This is a genomic window from Saccharopolyspora sp. NPDC003752 (assembly GCF_053605825.1).
The window spans coordinates 28,099-44,433 of sequence record NZ_JBSGJZ010000060.1 but is presented as its reverse complement, the minus strand read 5'-3'; the positions used below and the strand labels follow the sequence as shown (position 1 = coordinate 44,433).

At 69.8% G+C, this 16,335-nt stretch carries 17 protein-coding genes; 8 read left to right on the top strand and 9 right to left on the bottom strand.

Features of this window, described 5'->3' with window-relative positions:
• Positions 1-160: 160 nt before the first annotated feature.
• The gene (locus ACWEV3_RS40570; protein WP_452619000.1) at positions 161-1,162 is read right to left on the bottom strand and encodes an LLM class flavin-dependent oxidoreductase; all 1,002 of its coding nucleotides are present in this window, start codon (positions 1,160-1,162) and stop codon (positions 161-163) included.
• Between the two features lie 84 nt (positions 1,163-1,246).
• Here ACWEV3_RS40570 and ACWEV3_RS40565 point away from each other — a divergent pair, with 84 nt between their 5' ends.
• Positions 1,247-1,891, top strand: coding sequence for a TetR/AcrR family transcriptional regulator (locus tag ACWEV3_RS40565; RefSeq protein WP_452618999.1), 645 nt, complete (start codon positions 1,247-1,249; stop codon positions 1,889-1,891).
• Positions 1,892-2,028: 137 nt separating this feature from the next.
• On the opposite strand, the gene ACWEV3_RS40560 is transcribed toward ACWEV3_RS40565, so the two are convergent.
• The 3 genes from ACWEV3_RS40560 to ACWEV3_RS40550 form a co-directional block, all read right to left on the bottom strand.
• On the bottom strand, positions 2,029-2,346 hold the full coding sequence (locus tag ACWEV3_RS40560) for a hypothetical protein (RefSeq protein WP_452618998.1): 318 nt from the start codon (positions 2,344-2,346) through the stop codon (positions 2,029-2,031).
• Between the two features lie 65 nt (positions 2,347-2,411).
• The gene (locus ACWEV3_RS40555; RefSeq protein ID WP_452618997.1) at positions 2,412-3,689 is read right to left on the bottom strand and encodes a hypothetical protein; all 1,278 of its coding nucleotides are present in this window, start codon (positions 3,687-3,689) and stop codon (positions 2,412-2,414) included.
• Positions 3,686-4,066: a hypothetical protein gene (locus tag ACWEV3_RS40550; protein ID WP_452618996.1), complete on the bottom strand. Its 381-nt coding sequence runs from the start codon at positions 4,064-4,066 to the stop codon at positions 3,686-3,688. Before ACWEV3_RS40550 ends, ACWEV3_RS40555 begins: the two co-directional genes overlap by 4 nt.
• A gap of 100 nt (positions 4,067-4,166) precedes the next feature.
• On the opposite strand from ACWEV3_RS40550, the gene ACWEV3_RS40545 reads away from it, so the two are divergent.
• From ACWEV3_RS40545 to ACWEV3_RS40520, 6 genes are all read left to right on the top strand, one after another.
• Complete coding sequence (locus ACWEV3_RS40545; protein ID WP_452618995.1) at positions 4,167-5,990, top strand: hypothetical protein; 1,824 nt, start codon at positions 4,167-4,169, stop codon at positions 5,988-5,990.
• The gene (locus ACWEV3_RS40540) at positions 5,987-6,145 is read left to right on the top strand and encodes a hypothetical protein (protein ID WP_452618994.1); all 159 of its coding nucleotides are present in this window, start codon (positions 5,987-5,989) and stop codon (positions 6,143-6,145) included. The genes ACWEV3_RS40545 and ACWEV3_RS40540 overlap by 4 nt, the downstream gene beginning before the upstream one ends.
• Positions 6,146-6,332: 187 nt before the next feature.
• A complete protein-coding gene (locus ACWEV3_RS40535) occupies positions 6,333-6,623 on the top strand; it encodes a hypothetical protein (RefSeq protein ID WP_358576321.1) in 291 nt (96 codons plus the stop codon).
• Positions 6,624-6,842: 219 nt separating this feature from the next.
• Positions 6,843-7,643, top strand: coding sequence for a hypothetical protein (locus ACWEV3_RS40530; protein WP_452618993.1), 801 nt, complete (start codon positions 6,843-6,845; stop codon positions 7,641-7,643).
• 88 nt (positions 7,644-7,731) lie between these two features.
• Positions 7,732-9,630, top strand: coding sequence for a fumarate reductase/succinate dehydrogenase flavoprotein subunit (locus ACWEV3_RS40525; RefSeq protein ID WP_452618992.1), 1,899 nt, complete (start codon positions 7,732-7,734; stop codon positions 9,628-9,630).
• Positions 9,631-10,374, top strand: coding sequence for a succinate dehydrogenase/fumarate reductase iron-sulfur subunit (locus ACWEV3_RS40520; RefSeq protein WP_452618991.1), 744 nt, complete (start codon positions 9,631-9,633; stop codon positions 10,372-10,374). It abuts the gene before it with no gap.
• A gap of 87 nt (positions 10,375-10,461) precedes the next feature.
• On the opposite strand, the gene ACWEV3_RS40515 is transcribed toward ACWEV3_RS40520, so the two are convergent.
• The 5 genes from ACWEV3_RS40515 to rsgA form a co-directional block, all read right to left on the bottom strand.
• The gene (locus ACWEV3_RS40515) at positions 10,462-10,884 is read right to left on the bottom strand and encodes a YbaB/EbfC family nucleoid-associated protein (protein ID WP_452618990.1); all 423 of its coding nucleotides are present in this window, start codon (positions 10,882-10,884) and stop codon (positions 10,462-10,464) included.
• A 35-nt stretch (positions 10,885-10,919) separates the two neighbouring features.
• Positions 10,920-11,645 (bottom strand): WXG100 family type VII secretion target, encoded by a 726-nt coding sequence (locus ACWEV3_RS40510; protein WP_452618989.1) that lies wholly within the window; start codon positions 11,643-11,645, stop codon positions 10,920-10,922.
• A 36-nt stretch (positions 11,646-11,681) separates the two neighbouring features.
• A complete protein-coding gene (locus tag ACWEV3_RS40505) occupies positions 11,682-11,912 on the bottom strand; it encodes a hypothetical protein (RefSeq protein WP_452618988.1) in 231 nt (76 codons plus the stop codon).
• Between the two features lie 420 nt (positions 11,913-12,332).
• Positions 12,333-13,613, bottom strand: a complete 1,281-nt coding sequence (locus ACWEV3_RS40500) for a GNAT family N-acetyltransferase (RefSeq protein ID WP_452618987.1) — start codon at positions 13,611-13,613, stop codon at positions 12,333-12,335.
• Between the two features lie 47 nt (positions 13,614-13,660).
• Positions 13,661-14,734, bottom strand: coding sequence for a ribosome small subunit-dependent GTPase A (rsgA, locus tag ACWEV3_RS40495; protein ID WP_452618986.1), 1,074 nt, complete (start codon positions 14,732-14,734; stop codon positions 13,661-13,663).
• A gap of 909 nt (positions 14,735-15,643) precedes the next feature.
• On the opposite strand from rsgA, the gene ACWEV3_RS40490 reads away from it, so the two are divergent.
• A complete protein-coding gene (locus ACWEV3_RS40490) occupies positions 15,644-16,327 on the top strand; it encodes a VanZ family protein (protein ID WP_452618985.1) in 684 nt (227 codons plus the stop codon).
• Positions 16,328-16,335: the final 8 nt, after the last annotated feature.

Here is a 16,335-nt window from a genome sequence, read left to right as displayed (position 1 = left end):
GCGCGGCCCGCTCCCCCCCTCACCGCCCCCCCCGTTTGTTTTTTTCCGCTTTGGGGGGCCCCTTTTCCGTTCCTACCACGGTGACCTGGGGGGGGGGGGTGGCGATTTCGCGCGAAATCGCCACCGGGTGCCCTCGGCCGAGCGTTCCTGGAACGACTCCCTAGTCCGCGAAGACCTTCTCCGCTTCGCGGATCGTGCGCAACGCGGCTTCGCGGGACCCGGCGCCTTCGGGCATCAGGAGGACGCGCCCGACGCCGAGGGTCGCGACCCGGTCGGCCAGCTGCCTGCGGCATTCCGCCACGTCGCCCGCGATGTGGCAGTCGGCCAGCGCGGCGGCCTCGTCGAACGCCTGCGCGGCGGTCGGCGCCGGACGCTCTACCAGCGGCACGGCCTCGCGGGAGATCTGCAGGTTCAGCTCGGCGATCCCGTTCGCCAGCAGCCGCCTCGCGGTCGGGGTTTCGTCGGCGATGGCGAAGTACGCCGAGTCGATGTTGTCCAGCGGGTCCAGCCGGTGGCCGGATTCGGCCGCCGCCGCGGCGTGCGCGTCCAGCACCGCGCGCTTCGCCGCCACGTCGATGAACGGGCTGAGCAGCACCGGAAGCCCGTGGCGCGCGGCCGATCGCGCGGATTCCGGCGATGACGAGGCCAGCACGAACGGCGCGCGGGACGTTTCCGGCGCCGGCACGATCCGCACCTCGTCGAAGCGGTACCGCTCGCCGCCGCCCTTCGCGCGCCCCTGCCGCAACGCCTCGTCGAGCAGGGCCACGGATTCGTCGATGTCGCGGAAGCCCTCCAGTCCGGTGCCGAATATCTCCAGGTCCACCAGCGGTTGTCCGCGCCCGACGCCGAGCGTGAACCGGTCGCCGGAGAGGTGCTGGAGCGCGGAGGCCTGCTCGGCGAGGGCGAGCGGGTGGTGGTTGGGCAGCACGCAGACCGCGGTGCCGACGCCGAGGTTCGTGCGGCCCAGCAGGAAGGCCGCCATCGCCAGGGCCGACGGGTTCTGGGCCCGGGAGTTGAAGTGGTGCTCGGTCGTCCAGGCCTCGTGCCAGCCGTGCCGCTCGGCCTCGCGGACGTATTCCAGCGACCACTCGAAGACCTCGCGGCCGCTCGCCCCGCTCCCGAACGAGTCGGTGAACAGGACCAGCCCGTACTTGGTGCGCATCCGCCCCTCCTATTTTTCGTCGGATAGACGAAAAATCTAGCAGCTGGTGTCGGCCCGGTCGAGGAGGTGCGTTAGGTTGGGCTCGTGACCACGCCGGATGCCCCGAGGCGGCGCGGGCGGCCGCCGAAGCTGACCCGCGACGCGGTCGTGGCGGGCGCGCTGGAGGTGCTCGACGAGTCGGGTCACGACGGGCTGTCCATGCGAGCGGTCGCCGAGCGCCTCGGCGTCGGCAAGATGAGCCTGTACCACCACGTGGCGGACCGCTCGGAGCTGGAACGCCTGGTCATCGAGCGCCTGCTCGCCGCGGTCGAACTGCCGGACGCGGCGCTGCCCTGGCAGGAGCGGATCGCGGCGCTGGCGCACGGCATCCGCGCGCTGGTCTTCCGGCATCCCAACGCAACGCCGTTGCTGGCGCTGCGGGAGTACAGCGACCCGGTGGCGCTGCGCCTGCCGGACGCCGTCATGACCGCGTTGCACGACGCGGGCCTGCGCGGGGCGGCGATGGTCGGCGGCTCGCGCCTGGTCTTCAGCTATGCCATCGGATTCGCCCAGCTCGACCTGGTCGACAAGGCGGACTCGGCGGGAGGCTCGCCGATGGCGGCCCTGCCCGAGGCCGAGTTCCCGCACGTGGTGGCGGCGGCGCGGGAGACCCGGAACCACGGCCTGGACGAGCAGTTCGACCTAGGCCTGAAACCCCTGCTCGCCGGCCTCGCCGCGATCGCGTCCTGAGCCGCGACCCCCTCGCCGCCATTCCACCTCGCGGAACCCACCTTCCGTTTCCGCAATTTCAATGGAAATCGGACCCGCAATTTCCATTGAAATTGCGGTGGAAACCGCCCGATCGAGCACAGTGGACGGATCGGTCATCAGGTGATCGAGACGTCGACGACCTCCTTGCCGCGCAGCTTGTCCGCCGCGGACGGCACGACGCGGCACTCGTAGCTCCGGGTCGCCTCGTCGACGTCGACGAGGCCCTGCACGATCCAGCCGTCAGGTTTTCCGTCGGCCACCGAGCTACTGCTGAACCGGGCGTTCGGCGTCCCCTGCCGCTCCAGTTCGCTGCGCACCTGCACCTGGCACGCCGTTGTGGCCAGCGCCGCCTGCTCCTGGCGTTCCGAACTCCCACATGCCGACGACAGGAACAGCACCGCTGAGGCTGCGGCAAGAACTCTCCACCGGGTCATGACGTGATTGTGTTCGCCTCCGGCTCGTCGCATGCGCGGATCGATCGAAAATCCACAGTGGAACGTCAGCCGGACAGGAGGAGCAGCAGGCCGGTGCAGGTGAGCAGGACCATCGCGATCATCACCGGGAGCTGGCCGCGGCGGGCCTGCTTCGGCGGGAACAGGCGGAGGGCCTGGTCGTGGGCCGCGGCGGTGCCGGCGATGTGGCCGAGCACGATCGCGTTGATCTGCACCATCGCCACCAGTTCCGGCGACACCAACCGGTAGTCGATGGCGTGGTCGCGGGTGCCGAACAGGTCCAGCCCGGTGCCGAACGGGTCGCCGGCCAGGATCAGCGTCGTCTGCCCTTCCAGCAGGAAGAACGAGAAGTAGTGCGCGATGGCGTAGCCGAGCGCGATCGGCAGCAGCGTCGGCGCGAACAGCCCGGGGAGCCCGCGCGCGGGCGAGACCAGGGCGCTGAGCCGCATCGCGATCGCGTAGAGCGCCGAGACGGCGGCGATCGAGCCGAGCAGGCCGAGCGTGTCGCCGAGGACGCCGCCGGACTGCCAGAAGGTCGTCCTGGTCAGGCCGTCGAACCCGGTGGCGCCGATGAGCACGCACGCCACCGCCGCCAGGCCCGGCTCGTCGTCGGTGCGCACCAGCCCGGCCAGGGGATTGCGCAGGATCAGCGCGCCATCGCTGCGACGACCGATGGGGCACAGCCGCGCGATCAGCGTCGCGTACACCTCGAAGCCGTCGCCGCGCGCGAACCAGCTCGACCCGAAAACCCGCGCTGCGACGAGGTTCACCACCGCGTAGCCGACGATCCCACCGCCGACCACGCGCGGATCGGACCGCGCCGGCAGGACGAGTTCCAGCCACACGAAGGCGCCCAGCCACACCGCGGCGGGCCAGTACCCCAGTCGTGAGTGGCAATGGTCGCCATGACGACCATTGCCACTCACGACGGATAGGCACGAATGCAGCGTCCGCAGTGGATTGACGATCCGCCACACCGGGCCGAACAGCGCGCTGAGCGGCACCAGGCCGACCCAGAACGTCACGTACAGCGCCCAGGGCGCGAGGTTCCGCTCCGTCTCCGGCGGCCCGAAGAACGCAACCGCCACCACGACGACGGCCAGCGCGAGCGTGAGAATCCTTGCCACCCAACGAAGTCCGGGCGAGTCGACGAAGCGCAGGAAGGGCAGCGGCCGCCCGGCGTCGGGGTTCAGCCACGGCCGCGACCAGAGCTTCGCCAGCGCCGCGAACGAGATCGCCACCGCGATGCCGCCGCCGATGATCGCCGCGACGCCGTTGAGCGGCAGGTCGGTGCGGCCGCCGAGCCCGTGGGCCAGGAAGTTCACCGCACCACCAGGCTGGGCAACGCCGAGCCGGAATGGTGCAGCTCGATCTCGAACACGCCCGAGATGTCCGCGCGGAACTCGATGGTCGCCGGCTCGCCGGGGCGGAGCTGTGCGGACTCGTCGTATCCGTGCACGTGCAGTTCGTCCGCTTCGTCGCTTCGGACGGTGAGCCGGACCAGGCCGCCGAGCGGCGCCTGGAGCCGTTCCGACGGGCCGCGCGCCTGGCCGTCGACGACCTCGAACTCCGCCGAGACCACGCTCGACGCCGAGGACTCGGCCTGCGGCGCGGGCGGTTCGGCGGCGGGAGGCGCCGTGCAGGCCGACAGCAGTGCGGCGCCGGCCAGCAGGGCGAATCCGAAGCCTCGCGCGGTCGTCATGAATCCTCCATGGGCCGCTCAGGTGAAGTCCAGATCGTGACAACAGTCAATGTCACATTAGGGCGTGACATTGTCTAGGTCTGCGTGTTCCACTACTGCCATGACCTCGCTCATGCAGCAGCTGCCGGACACCCGCCCGGCCGGTGGGGCCGCCCTGGACCAGATCCTGATCGCCTCGGGAAGCGCGACGCTGCTCACCGCGCTCCTGCTCCTGCTCGGCTACGGTCACCGCACCGGTCGCACCAAGCTGCTCGCGCGGCTCGCCGAGCGCTCCGAGCACTCCTGGTTCCTCCGCGGGCTGCCCGGCTGGGCGGCGCTGCCGATGCAGCTCGCATTCGGCTCGCTGGTGCTCGCGCTGCTGGGCATGTACTGGGACATCTCGCTGCACATCACGCAGGGCCGCGACGAGGGGCCGCTGGCGAACATCGCGCACTACCCGATCCTGTTCGGGCTGTTCGGCCTGTTCGCCGCGGGCATGCTGGCGATGGTGCTGCCGCTGGGCGAGCGCCCCGGTCGCGCGGCGGTGCGGATCACCCGCGACTGGTACGCGCCGACCAGCGGAATCCTGTTGGCCGGCGCGGGTTTCTACGCGCTGCTGGGCTTCCCGCTCGACGACGTCTGGCATCGCATCTTCGGCCAGGACGTCACGCTCTGGGGTCCGACGCACCTGATGCTCATCGGCGGCGCGGGCCTGTCGCTGATCGCCCTCGCCCTGCTGGAGCGCGAGGGCCGGTTCGTCCGCACCGGACGGGCCGAGACGATGCTCGCCTGCTACGTGCGGCGCGGCATGATCGGCGGCGGGATGCTCGCGGGGCTGTCGGTCTTCCAAGCCGAGTTCGACTTCGGCGTCCCGCAGTTCCGGCTGGTGCACCAGCCGCTGCTGATCGCCGTCGCCGCCGGGTGCGCGCTGGTGGTCGCCCGCATGTGGGTCGGGCGGGGCGGCGCGCTGTTCGCGGTCGGCTTCTACGTCCTTATCCGCGGCGGCGTCTCGGTCCTGGTCGGCCCGGTGATCGGGGAGCTGTTCGCGGCCGTCCCGCTGTACGTCGTCGAGGCGCTGTGCGTGGAGGTCGCGGCGGTCGCCCTGCTGCGCAGGCCGCTGGCGCTGGGCACGGTGTCCGGCCTGCTCATCGGCACGATCGGGTTCGCCAGTGAATACGTGTGGACGCAGTTCGCCTTCGTGATGCCGTGGACGCCGGACATGCTGCTGGAGGGCGTGCTCATGGCCGTCGTCGGCGGCGTCAGCGGCGGCCTGCTCGGGGCGTTGCTCGTGTGCGCCCTGCGCGGCGAGCTGCCGAGCCTGCCGGTGCGGCGAGCGGTGTTCGGCGGCGCCCTGCTGGCGATCGCGCTGGGCGTCACCAACGGGCTGATCGGCACCGCGCCCGCGGGAGTGCGCGCGACGATGGCGCTGGACCAGCGGACCGGCCAGGCGGACGTGCGGCTGGACCCGCCCGCGATCGCCCAGGACCCGACGTGGCTGGCGGTGACCAGCTGGCAGGGCGGCACGCTGCAGGTCGACCACCTGCGGCGGATCGGCGACGGCCACTACCGGACCGCCGACCCGGTGCCGGTCGACGGGACGGGCAAGACCCTGCTGCGGTTGCACGACGGCCGCGCGATGCTCGCGTTCCCGATCCACATGCCGGCCGACGCGGCGCTGGGGCTGCCCGAACTGGTCGCGGAACCGCAGTTCACCCGCGACGGCCAACCGGAATGGCAGGTGCTGCAGCGCGAGACGAAGCTGGGCATCCCGCCGTGGCTGTGGGTCAGCGCGTCGCTGGTGGTGCTGGCGTGCTCGGTGGCGCTGGTGGTGTCGCTGGGCTGGGGAGCGCAGCGGGTCTCGCGCGCGATCTCGGGCCCGCCGACGGCCCGCCGGGCCAAGCACCGAGCGGTCCGGGTCGCCCGGCTCGCGGACGGCACGGCATGACGTCGGCGTCGGCGGACCTGGTCCTGGCGAGCCACCCGATCATCACGGCGGTCCCGTTCTTCGTCCCGACGTTCGCGGTGGTGGCGGTGGTAGCGGTGATCGTCTACCGGGACCGCCGCAAGAACCCCCGAGAAGACGAAGACCAGGACACCTGATCTCGGCGAGGGGGCTCGTGAGTGCTTTGGGGTGCCATTGCGCCCCAAAGCACTCACGAGTTTTGAGGTCGCCTGACCCCGGTGGGGGAATTCGAGCAAGATCTACAGTGTGGCACTTGTCACATTCCGTCATTGGGGGCAGAGTCGGTGCGGTACTGGCCCCGCTAGGCGGAAGAGGTGTTCGCCCATGGCCTCGACGACGACCGAACTGGCCGATCTCCAGCGCGTCCTGGCGCAGCTCCGCAGCAGCGTCGGTGCGCTGCGGTCGCGCTACGGCGACGCCCCGGCCGTGCGCCGGATCCACAACGATGTGGAGCGACTGGACATAGACATCGCCGAACTCTCCGGCACCATGCCCACGCAGCGGCGCAGCACCGAGTCCGCCGAGGACGTGGTGATCGTGCCCGACACCCCCTACGACCCGTCGCTGTGGCGCGACGCCGACGACGAGGGGCTGGGCGGGCGGGCCCCGCACTAGGCCGCCGCAGGCACTGCACGCCGCCAGTCGGCACCGCTCGCCTGTCCGCAGTGGACCGGCCCGGATGCGGGGGAGAAGCTCCCCCGCATCTCGCTTGATCGGGGGAAGGCCACCACCGGGTTGCGCCGGTTGGGGGACTACCTGGGTCGAGGCCGTTGATCCACAATGAGCGACCTCAGGTGAGCACCGCCGGACGAATCTAGACAACGAGGTCTGCGAATGTCCGCACCACCTTCCGCCTCAGGCCGGGCACGGATCTCCGTGCGAACCCTGCGCACCGACCGGTGGTGGCTGCCGCCACTGGTCACCTTCCTCGGGCTGCTGGCCTTCGTGGTCTACGGCCTGATCCGCACCTTCATGAACCAGTGGTACTGGGTTCCCGAGTACCACTACCTGGCGCCGTTCTACTCGCCCTGCCTGTCCACGGCCTGCGTGCCCGGCTCCAGCCACTGGGGGCAGCCGGCGCCGGACCTGGGGCCGTTCGTGCCGCCGCCGATCTTCGTGCTGCCGTTCGTCCTCGGCTTCCGGCTGACCTGCTACTACTACCGGAAGGCCTACTACCGGTCGTTCTGGGCGTCGCCGCCGGCCTGCGCGGTCTCCGAACCGCACCGCCGCTACTCCGGCGAGACCCGGTTCCCGTTGATCATGCAGAACGTGCACCGCTACTTCTTCTACGCGGCGCTGGTCGTCGCCGCGGTGCTCACCTACGACACGGTGATCGCCTTCCAGGGCGCCGACGGCGGTTTCGGCATCGGGCTGGGCACGCTGCTGATGGTGGCCAACGTGGTGCTGCTGTGGTCGTACACGCTGTCCTGCCACTCCTGCCGGCACCTGATCGGCGGCCGCCTCAACCACTTCTCCAAGCACCCGGTGCGCTACTGGTTCTGGACCAAGGTGACCTGGCTCAACGGCAAGCACATGCTGCTGGCCTGGTCGTCGCTGGTGTCGGTGGCCCTGGTCGACCTCTACGTGCTGCTGGTCGCCAGCGGCGCGTTCCCGGACCCCAGATTGTTCAACTAGCTCGCACCGCCCCGGAGAACCCGCGGCGGTGCAAGCCGAGTCCCACACCGCAAGCGGCTGCCGCCGCTTGTGAAGCAGAAGGAAGTCGATGGTGGAGATCGAACGGCACGAGTACGACGTCGTCGTGATCGGCGCCGGCGGCGCGGGTCTGCGCGCGGCGATCGAGGCGCGCTCCCAGGGCTTGCGCACGGCCGTGGTGTGCAAGTCGTTGTTCGGCAAGGCGCACACCGTGATGGCCGAGGGCGGCATCGCCGCCTCGATGGGCAACGTCAACTCCCGCGACGACTGGCAGGTGCACTTCCGCGACACCATGCGCGGCGGGAAGTTCCTGAACAACTGGCGGATGGCGGAGCTGCACGCCAAGGAGGCACCGCAGCGGGTCTGGGAGCTGGAGACCTACGGCGCGCTGTTCGACCGCACCCCGGACGGCCGGATCAGCCAGCGCAACTTCGGCGGCCACGAGTACCCGCGGCTGGCGCACGTCGGCGACCGCACCGGCCTGGAGCTGATCCGCACGCTGCAGCAGAAGATCGTGTCGCTGCAGCAGGAGGACCACGCCGAGCACGGCGACTACGAGGCCCGCATCAAGGTCTTCCAGGAGTGCACGGTCACCGAGCTGCTGAAGGATTCCGCGCGGATCTCCGGGGCCTTCGGGTACTGGCGGGAGTCCGGCCGGTTCGTGCTGTTCCAGGCGCCGGTGGTCATCCTCGCCACCGGCGGCATCGGCAAGTCGTTCAAGGTGACCTCGAACTCCTGGGAGTACACCGGCGACGGGAACGCGCTGGCGCTGCGGGCCGGGGCGTCGCTGATCAACATGGAGTTCGTGCAGTTCCACCCGACGGGCATGGTCTGGCCGCCGAGCGTGAAGGGCATCCTGGTCACCGAGTCGGTGCGCGGCGACGGCGGAGTGCTGCGCAACTCCGAGGGCCGCCGGTTCATGTTCGACTACATTCCCGAGGTCTTCAAGGACAACTACGCGGACAACGAGGCCGAGGCCGACCGCTGGTACGACGACCCGGACAACAACCGCCGCCCGCCGGAGCTGCTGCCGCGCGACGAGGTGGCGCGCGCGATCAACAACGAGGTGAAGGAGGGCCGCGGCTCGCAGCACGGCGGGGTGTTCCTCGACGTGGCGACCCGGCTGCCCGCGGAGCAGATCACCCGGCGGCTGCCGTCGATGTACCACCAGTTCAAGGAACTCGCCGACGTGGACATCACCGCGGAGTCCATGGAGGTGGGGCCGACCTGCCACTACGTGATGGGCGGCGTGGAGGTCGACCCGGACACGGCGGCGTCCCGGGTGCCGGGCCTGTTCGCGGCCGGCGAGGTGGCCGGCGGGATGCACGGCTCCAACCGGCTGGGCGGGAACTCGCTGTCCGATCTGCTGGTCTTCGGCCGCCGCGCGGGTGCGGGCGCCGCCGAGTACATCGCGGGTCTCGAAGGCCGCCCGGCGATCGCGGAGTCCGATGTGGACGCCGCGGCGCGGCGCGCGCAGGACCCGTTCGCCTCCGCGGCCTCGCCGAACGCGGAGAATCCCTATGCGCTGCACGCCGAACTGCAGCAGACGATGAACGACCTGGTCGGGATCATCCGCAAGGGAGCGGAGATGCGGCAGGCCCTGGAGCGGCTGCGGGACCTCCGGGCGCGCGCCGAGCACCTCGCGGTGGAGGGCAACCGGCAGTTCAACCCGGGCTGGCACCTGGCCCTCGACCTGCGGAACATGCTGCTGGTCAGCGAATGCGTGGCGCGCGCCGCGCTGCTGCGCACCGAGAGCCGCGGCGGCCACACCCGCGACGACCACCCGGGGATGGACCCGAACTGGCGGCGCAAGCTGCTGGTATGCAGCGTCGGCCACGAGCGGATCGAGGTCGTCGAGCAGCCGCAGGAGCCGATGCGCGACGACCTGCTGACGCTGTTCAAGGTCGAGGAGCTGCGCAAGTACTACACCGAGGAAGAACTGGCGGACGTCCAGGTGAAGGGGCTGTAGATGGGTTACCAGGCGCACTTCCGGGTGTGGCGCGGTCCGTCCGACGGGGCGCTTCGCGACTACACCGTCGAGGTCAACGAGGGTGAGGTCGTGCTCGACATCATCCACCGGCTGCAGGCCACGCAGTGCCCGGACATGGCGGTGCGGTGGAACTGCAAGGCGGGCAAGTGCGGCTCGTGCTCGGCGGAGATCAACGGCCGGCCCCGGTTGATGTGCATGACCCGGATGTCGACGTTCGAGCGGTCCGAGACGATCACGGTCACCCCGATGCGCACGTTCCCGCTGATCAAGGACCTGGTCTGCGACGTGTCCTACAACTACACCAAGGCCCGCGAGGTGCCGGCGTTCGCGCCGCCGGAGGGGCTGGAGCCGGGCGAGTACCGGATGCAGCAGGTGGACGTGCAGCGCTCCCAGGAGTTCCGCAAGTGCATCGAATGCTTCCTGTGCCAGAACACCTGCCACGTCATCCGCGACCACGACGACAACAAGCAGGCGTTCTCCGGGCCCCGCTTCCTGATGCGGGTGGCGGAGCTGGAGATGCACCCGCTGGACGCGGCCGAGAACCGCCCGGAAGAAGCGCGCGGCGAGCATGGCCTCGGCCTGTGCAACATCACGAAGTGCTGCACGGACGTCTGCCCGGAGAACATCCAGATCACGGACAACGCGCTGATCCCGCTGAAGGAGCGGGTGGCGGACCGCCGCTACGACCCGATCCTCAGCCTCTTCCGCCGCAAGAAGGACTGAGCGCCTCCATTCCAGGGCGAGAGCCTCGTTCGCCGGAACTTGCCGGTCGAACGAGGCTCTCGCCTCTCCATGCTGTCCGGAAAGCCGTCAACGCAAGTATGTCGTTTGTGCGTAGTCGTCGTCGAAATCATCGGAGTGCGTTGCGGATTCGCGATTCGACGGGAGCTTCGCCGGCTCTCGTTCCTGCGGTTCGGTTCCGGCCAGCTCGAACAACTGGCGGAAGCTGCGGGCCTCCCCGATAGCGGGGCGCAGCGCTTCCAACTGCATGTTCGCGGCTTCTGCCGTCGCTGACTGGATTGCTGCCAGCAGCTGCCCGGACAAGGCGGCGGCGTCGTACCGTCTGATTGCGAGCGGGGATATCGTCAGGTCGACGACGTGTCCGGTCGCCATGGCGCGCACCTCCACTTCGCCATCGCAGGCCTGGACCGTGGCGATCTTGTTGCGGATCTCCTCGGCGATCGCCGCGATCTGGTCGGTGTGCTCGCCGAAGCGCTGTTCGTCGTGGTTCATCTGCGTTTCCTCCGCGTGCTGGTGGCCGACCGGACTTACTTCGCCCGGCCCTGCTGGTTGGCCGAGTAGAAGTCGATCGAGCCGAGACTCACACCGACGAACTCGGGGGAGGCGGGCGGCAATACGTCCTGCAAGCTCTTCTTCTCGGAGAGCTCCCCGAACTCCTTGAGCTTGGCCTCCAGTTCCAGCAGCTTCTTCTTCCGCTTGGCGCCGATCGTGACGAGCGTGCCGATCAGCGTGGTGAGCGCACCGACGATCGCCGACACCACGAGCGGTACCCAAACCTCGGCGGTGATCGCCGCGAATGCGTTGGCAGCGGCCGCGCCGCCGATGGCGCCGAAGATCGCGCCGAGCACTCCCATGGTTGCGACGCCGATCGCCTCGCCGGTGTCGAACTTCGCGTCTTCGAGCGCTTTCTTGATGTCGACGAGCGCTTCCGCGATCTGCTCGGCCGCGCTGCGTTGGTTGTCGATCACTTCCAGGAGCTCGGTGAGGTAGTCGTGAAAGGCGGTCGCGCTCTGGCCACGCCACATGCTCATCGCGCGTTGGCTGTTGCGGTCCAGCTCATCGCGGTGCTCGTCGATGAGCTCGGCGACCTTCTTCCACTCTTCGGCCCGGGTTTCGAGTTCTCCGGGCTCTGGCGAGAGGAGCTTGATCGCTTCAGGTGCGGGATCCTTGACGCCGACCGTGTTGGCGGCCGCCGTGAGCAGGGGCAGTCCGGACTGATTGGTCAATGCGAGCAGCGCTGAAACGTCGGTCATCGTGGTTTCCTCGGGACGCCGGTGCCTGGCAGGGAGTTAGTTGATGATCTTTTCCTGGAGTTTCACCTGGTGGTCCGCGATGTCGACCACCGCATCCGCGACCTTCCGGACCTGATCGCTCGTCTTGCTGACAGCGGCCTGCAACGAGCTGCGAACGTGGTCGTAAGTGCGGGAAACGAGCTGGCTCACCTCTTCATCGCCGAAAGCGGCGTGGGAGATCCGCAGGTTTTTCGCCTTCTCCGCCGCATCCGCCAGGTCTTCGCCCACGAATCGGATGTTCTTGGTGCCCAGCGATCTCAGTTCTTCGATGTCCTGGATCCACAGGTTCGACGCGTTCATATCGGCATCCCGCTGCTCTTGGGGTACGCAAGCTCGTGGCCACGCCCAGTCGTACCAGGCGTGTTGGTCAACGAGGAGGAGTTGCGTCCGCTGATGGCTCTACCGCCAACCTCCGTGGCGGTTGGCGACCATATTGCCCGGGACGGGCGAACCTGATCAACTGCGGTCATCGACTGCGGAGTCGGGGCACGCCGGACACCGTCGCGCCAGGAAACTCGGGGAGCGGGCGGCGGACCGCCGCTACGACCCGATCCCAAGCCTCTTCCGCCGCAAGAAGGACTGAGCGCGACGAGAGCCCCGCCCCCCTCGCCAGGTGAGCAGGGCTCTCGTCGTTTCAGCTGTCTCCGGTCAGATGCCGAACGGGGTCGGGTAGTGGACCTTGCCCCTGGGGATCTCGGCTTCCGGGTCGAGCGGGAGGGCCATCATGGCCTCGTCCGGGACCTCGATCGTCAGGCCGATCCCGAACTCCGATGCCCGCCTGAACCCGAAGCGCGGGTAGTACTCGGGGTGCCCGAGCACCAGGACCAGCTTCTCGCCCATCGCGCGCGCTGCTTCCAGCCCGGCCCGGATCGTCGCCGAGCCGGCTCCGGTGCTCTGGTAGCGCTGCAGCACCGCGCACGGGCCGAGCGTCAGGGCCGGGAAGCCGTCGACGTGGCTGCGGGTGAGCAGCGAGTGGCCGACCACCTCACCGTTCGCGTCCTCGGCCACGATGGACAGCCCGTCGATCCACGCCGGGTCCGCGCGCAGCGCCTCGATCAGGTCCGCCTCCAAGGCGGTCGGGAAGGCGTCGAGGTTGACCGCGCGGATCGCGGGGATGTCGGCTTCGGTCTCCGGTCGGGTGGTCCACATCTCGGTGCTCTCCTCGTGATCCGGGCGCAGTACGTAGCCGGTGTAGCGGTAGTCGCGGCCGTGCGCCCGGCGGATTTCGATCTCGGACCGGGTGGCCGCGACCGCTTCCCGCATCCCGGGCGCGGTCAGGTCGGCCGCGGCGATGCGCTCGGCCAGCGGGGTGTAGTACTCGTCGAACCAGTCCGTCCCCGGCAGGTGGTAGATCGCGGACACCTCGTAGCCGGCCCGGATCGCGGCGGCGGTGTTGGCCTCGGTCGTGCGCAGCGCGTAGTGCGATTCCCAGAACGCCCGGGCTTCGGGAGCTGGATCGTCGGTAGCCCATTCGCACTCGGTGACGACCAGCACGCCACCCGGGGCGAGCAGTCGCCGCCAGGACGCCAGCGCGGTGTCGAAACCGATGTTGTAGGCCGAACCTTCGGCCCAGACCAGGTCGAAACTCCGGTCCGGGTAAGGCAATTCCGCCATCGTCCGCACGTCGGTGTCGATCGCATCACCCACCCCGCTCGCCTCCGCGGCGGCGCGCAACTCCGCCAGGAACGGCTGGTGCAGGTCGACGGCCGTTACCCGGGCGCCGGCCTCGGCGGCCAGGAGCAGGGACGCCCGTCCCGGCCCGCAGCCGATGTCGAGCGCCCGGGGCGCCTCGGGTGGTGCGGCGAGTTCGAGCAGGCGCCGGGTGGTCGCGTCGGATCCGGGTCCCTGCCGGGGCAGGCCGTGGTGCAACGCGAAGAACGCGTCGCGCACGGCATCGTGGTCCGCGGCGTGCGAACTGTTGTCGTTCACAGCGGCTCTCTCCGTGGTCGTGGAAGTTCGATCCGGTCGGTCAGCGGTCATTTCCTGCCCCGGAACCGGTAGGTGGCACGCAGATGCCGGGTGATGGCCTTCTTGCGGTCGTCGCGTTCGGCGCGCAGGCGGGCGTCCGCGCGGGACGCCGCCCAGGCGTTCTCCCGCTGGAGCTTGCGGTAGCTGTCGAGCCGGCGGGCGCTGAGCTCGCCTGCGGCGATCGCGGTCTGGACCGCGCAGCCGGGTTCGGTGTCGTGGCCGCAGTCCGCGAACCGGCAACCGCGGGCGAGTTCCTCGATCTCGGCGAAGACCCGTTCCAGGCCCTCGTCCGCGTCGAACAGCCCGACGCCGCGCAGGCCGGGGGTGTCGATGAGCACCCCGCCGCCCGGCAGCGGGATCAGCTCGCGGCGCACCGTGGTGTGCCGCCCCTTGCCGTCCTGCTCCCTGACGGCGCCGGTGGCCAGCCGGTCGGCGCCGAGCAGGGCGTTGGCCAACGTGGACTTGCCCGCCCCGGACCGGCCGAGCAGCACGACCGTCCCGGTCAGCAGGCCGCTGAGCCGGTCGATGCCTTCGCCAGTGACGACGCTGGTGGCGATGGTCTCGGCACCGGGCGCCAGCAGCGCGAGCTCGGCGATCAGCCGCTCGGGGTCTTCGGCCTGGTCCACCTTGGTCGCGACGACGACCGGAACCGCGCCGCTCTCCCAAGCAAGCGCGAGCAGGCGCTCGATCCGGCCGGGGCTCGGTCGCTCCACCGCCGGAACGACCACCACCGCGGTGTCGACGTTGGCCGCCAGCACCTGCCCGTGCGACGAACGCGACGCGCTCGATCGCACGATGGCGCTGCGCCGGGGGAGCAGGACCGCCAGCCGCGGATCTGCGCCCGGGCGTACTGCGGCCCAGTCGCCGGTGCACGGAGCCTGGAGCGGATCGGCCGGAGTCGAGGGCGTACCGACGCGCATCGGTCCGTCGGCGGTGATGACGTCGCAGCTACCGCGGTCGACGCCGATGACGCGCGCCGGGATCAGCCCGGCCGCTCGGTGCTCGGAGAAGGACTGGTCGAGCGTCTCGTCCCAGCCGAAGGAAGCGAGATCGCCTGGATGTGCGGAAGTGTTGTGTGACAACGGAGGGAACTCCTGGTGATGGGAGTCCCGGTGGAGGCGCGCGCAGACACGTCCGCAGCGCGGGCGGACCTGTCAGCGAAGACGGCGCATCAGACCGGGACTCGGGACGTGAGAACGGTCCGGGCGCTGCGTGCAGCAGCGATCACCAGGGCAACCATTGAATCTCACCTCCCGTTCCACCTGCGTCGTCGAGCACGAACGGACCCAAGGCTAGCAGGACCGGATTCCGGAGAGCACATGATTTTTCGCATCGCCGCGGCAGCCGGGCGCGGGAGGGTCGGCTCGACTTCGCACCGGTCGGGCGATTCTCCGATATTCCGCCGCCGTTCACCGCGCGTTACCCGGAATTCACGAGGATTCGCGGTGTTTCCCGTTTGGGAATTGTGGGAATTATCCTCCATCGCGTTGTGTAACGGCGGCCCTCTTGTCGAAACCCCTGTTCGGGGTGCCCTTCTGGTGGTCCGTCCATCCTCAGTGGACACCAGTGGCGGAGGTGGCGGGTTTTTGCCATGGTCCTGGTGGGTTCTGGGACGGCGGTTAGGTTCGAACGCAACCAAGTTGATTTCGGATCTTTACCAGAGCAGTGCGGGGGAGTGGCGGAGGTAGGTCATGCGGCAGACGCTCGTCGGACCCCGACAGCGGCGGCGTCACCGCACCGGCCGGATCGTCCCGCCACCGGAACACCCCCGGCCTGCCGCGACTTCGCGGCAGGGCTCATCGGCGGCCGGGCGTCGGCGGACCCCGAGGCGATGTCCGGCCGCCGCCAGCCCCTGATCCCTTGCAGGTACCGGTCAACGCAGACCGCTGGAAATGAGAGTTCCCAACGGTTCCAGGTCATCCGGTGATCCATTGTGGATTTCCGGTGGCCGCGTCGTCCTGGCGCTGGCGGCCAGAGGAAGTGCGGCGAACGTGCAGCAGATTCTCGTGGCATTCGACGGATTCGTACCAGTGGTCACCGTTCTGCTCCCGGTCGCCGTGGCGGCGGCGCTCGGATCGGCATTGGTGCGCAACTACCTGACGGAAAGATCCGTGCGGTGGGGCCCGCTGATCGACGGAGTGCTGGTCCTCTCGGTGCTCTGCGTGGCATACCTCGTCTTCACGCCCCAGCGGCCGGCGGCCGAACCGGTCCGGCCGGACCTGGGGAAGGACGTGTCGATGGCGCTGGCCGCCGACCCCGGCGACTCGCTGCCCTGGGTGCAGCTGGTCGGGAACCTCGTCCTGCTGCTGCCGCTCGGTGTGCTGGTGCCGCAGCGGGTCCGGTGGTTCGACAGCATCGTCAAGATCGCGTTCGGCGGGCTGGTGCTGGCCTGCTCGATCGAGCTCGTCCAGTTCCTGGCCGTCACCGGCCGGGTGGCGTCCACCGACGACGTCGTGTGCAACACGATCGGCGCGACGGTCGGCGGAATCCTGGTCCGCGCGCCGAGCTGGATCGCTGCGGCGACGCCCGGTCGTCCGCAGCACAGCGCGACGGGCCGCAACGACCAGACCGTCTGGCTGCTGATCGCCAAGGTCGAGCGGGAGCGGCAGCGCGAACTCGCGGCGCCGTTCCGGCGGCGGGTGGGCCCGCTGGTCGGCGAGCAGCGCTCGCGTTGAGACTCCGG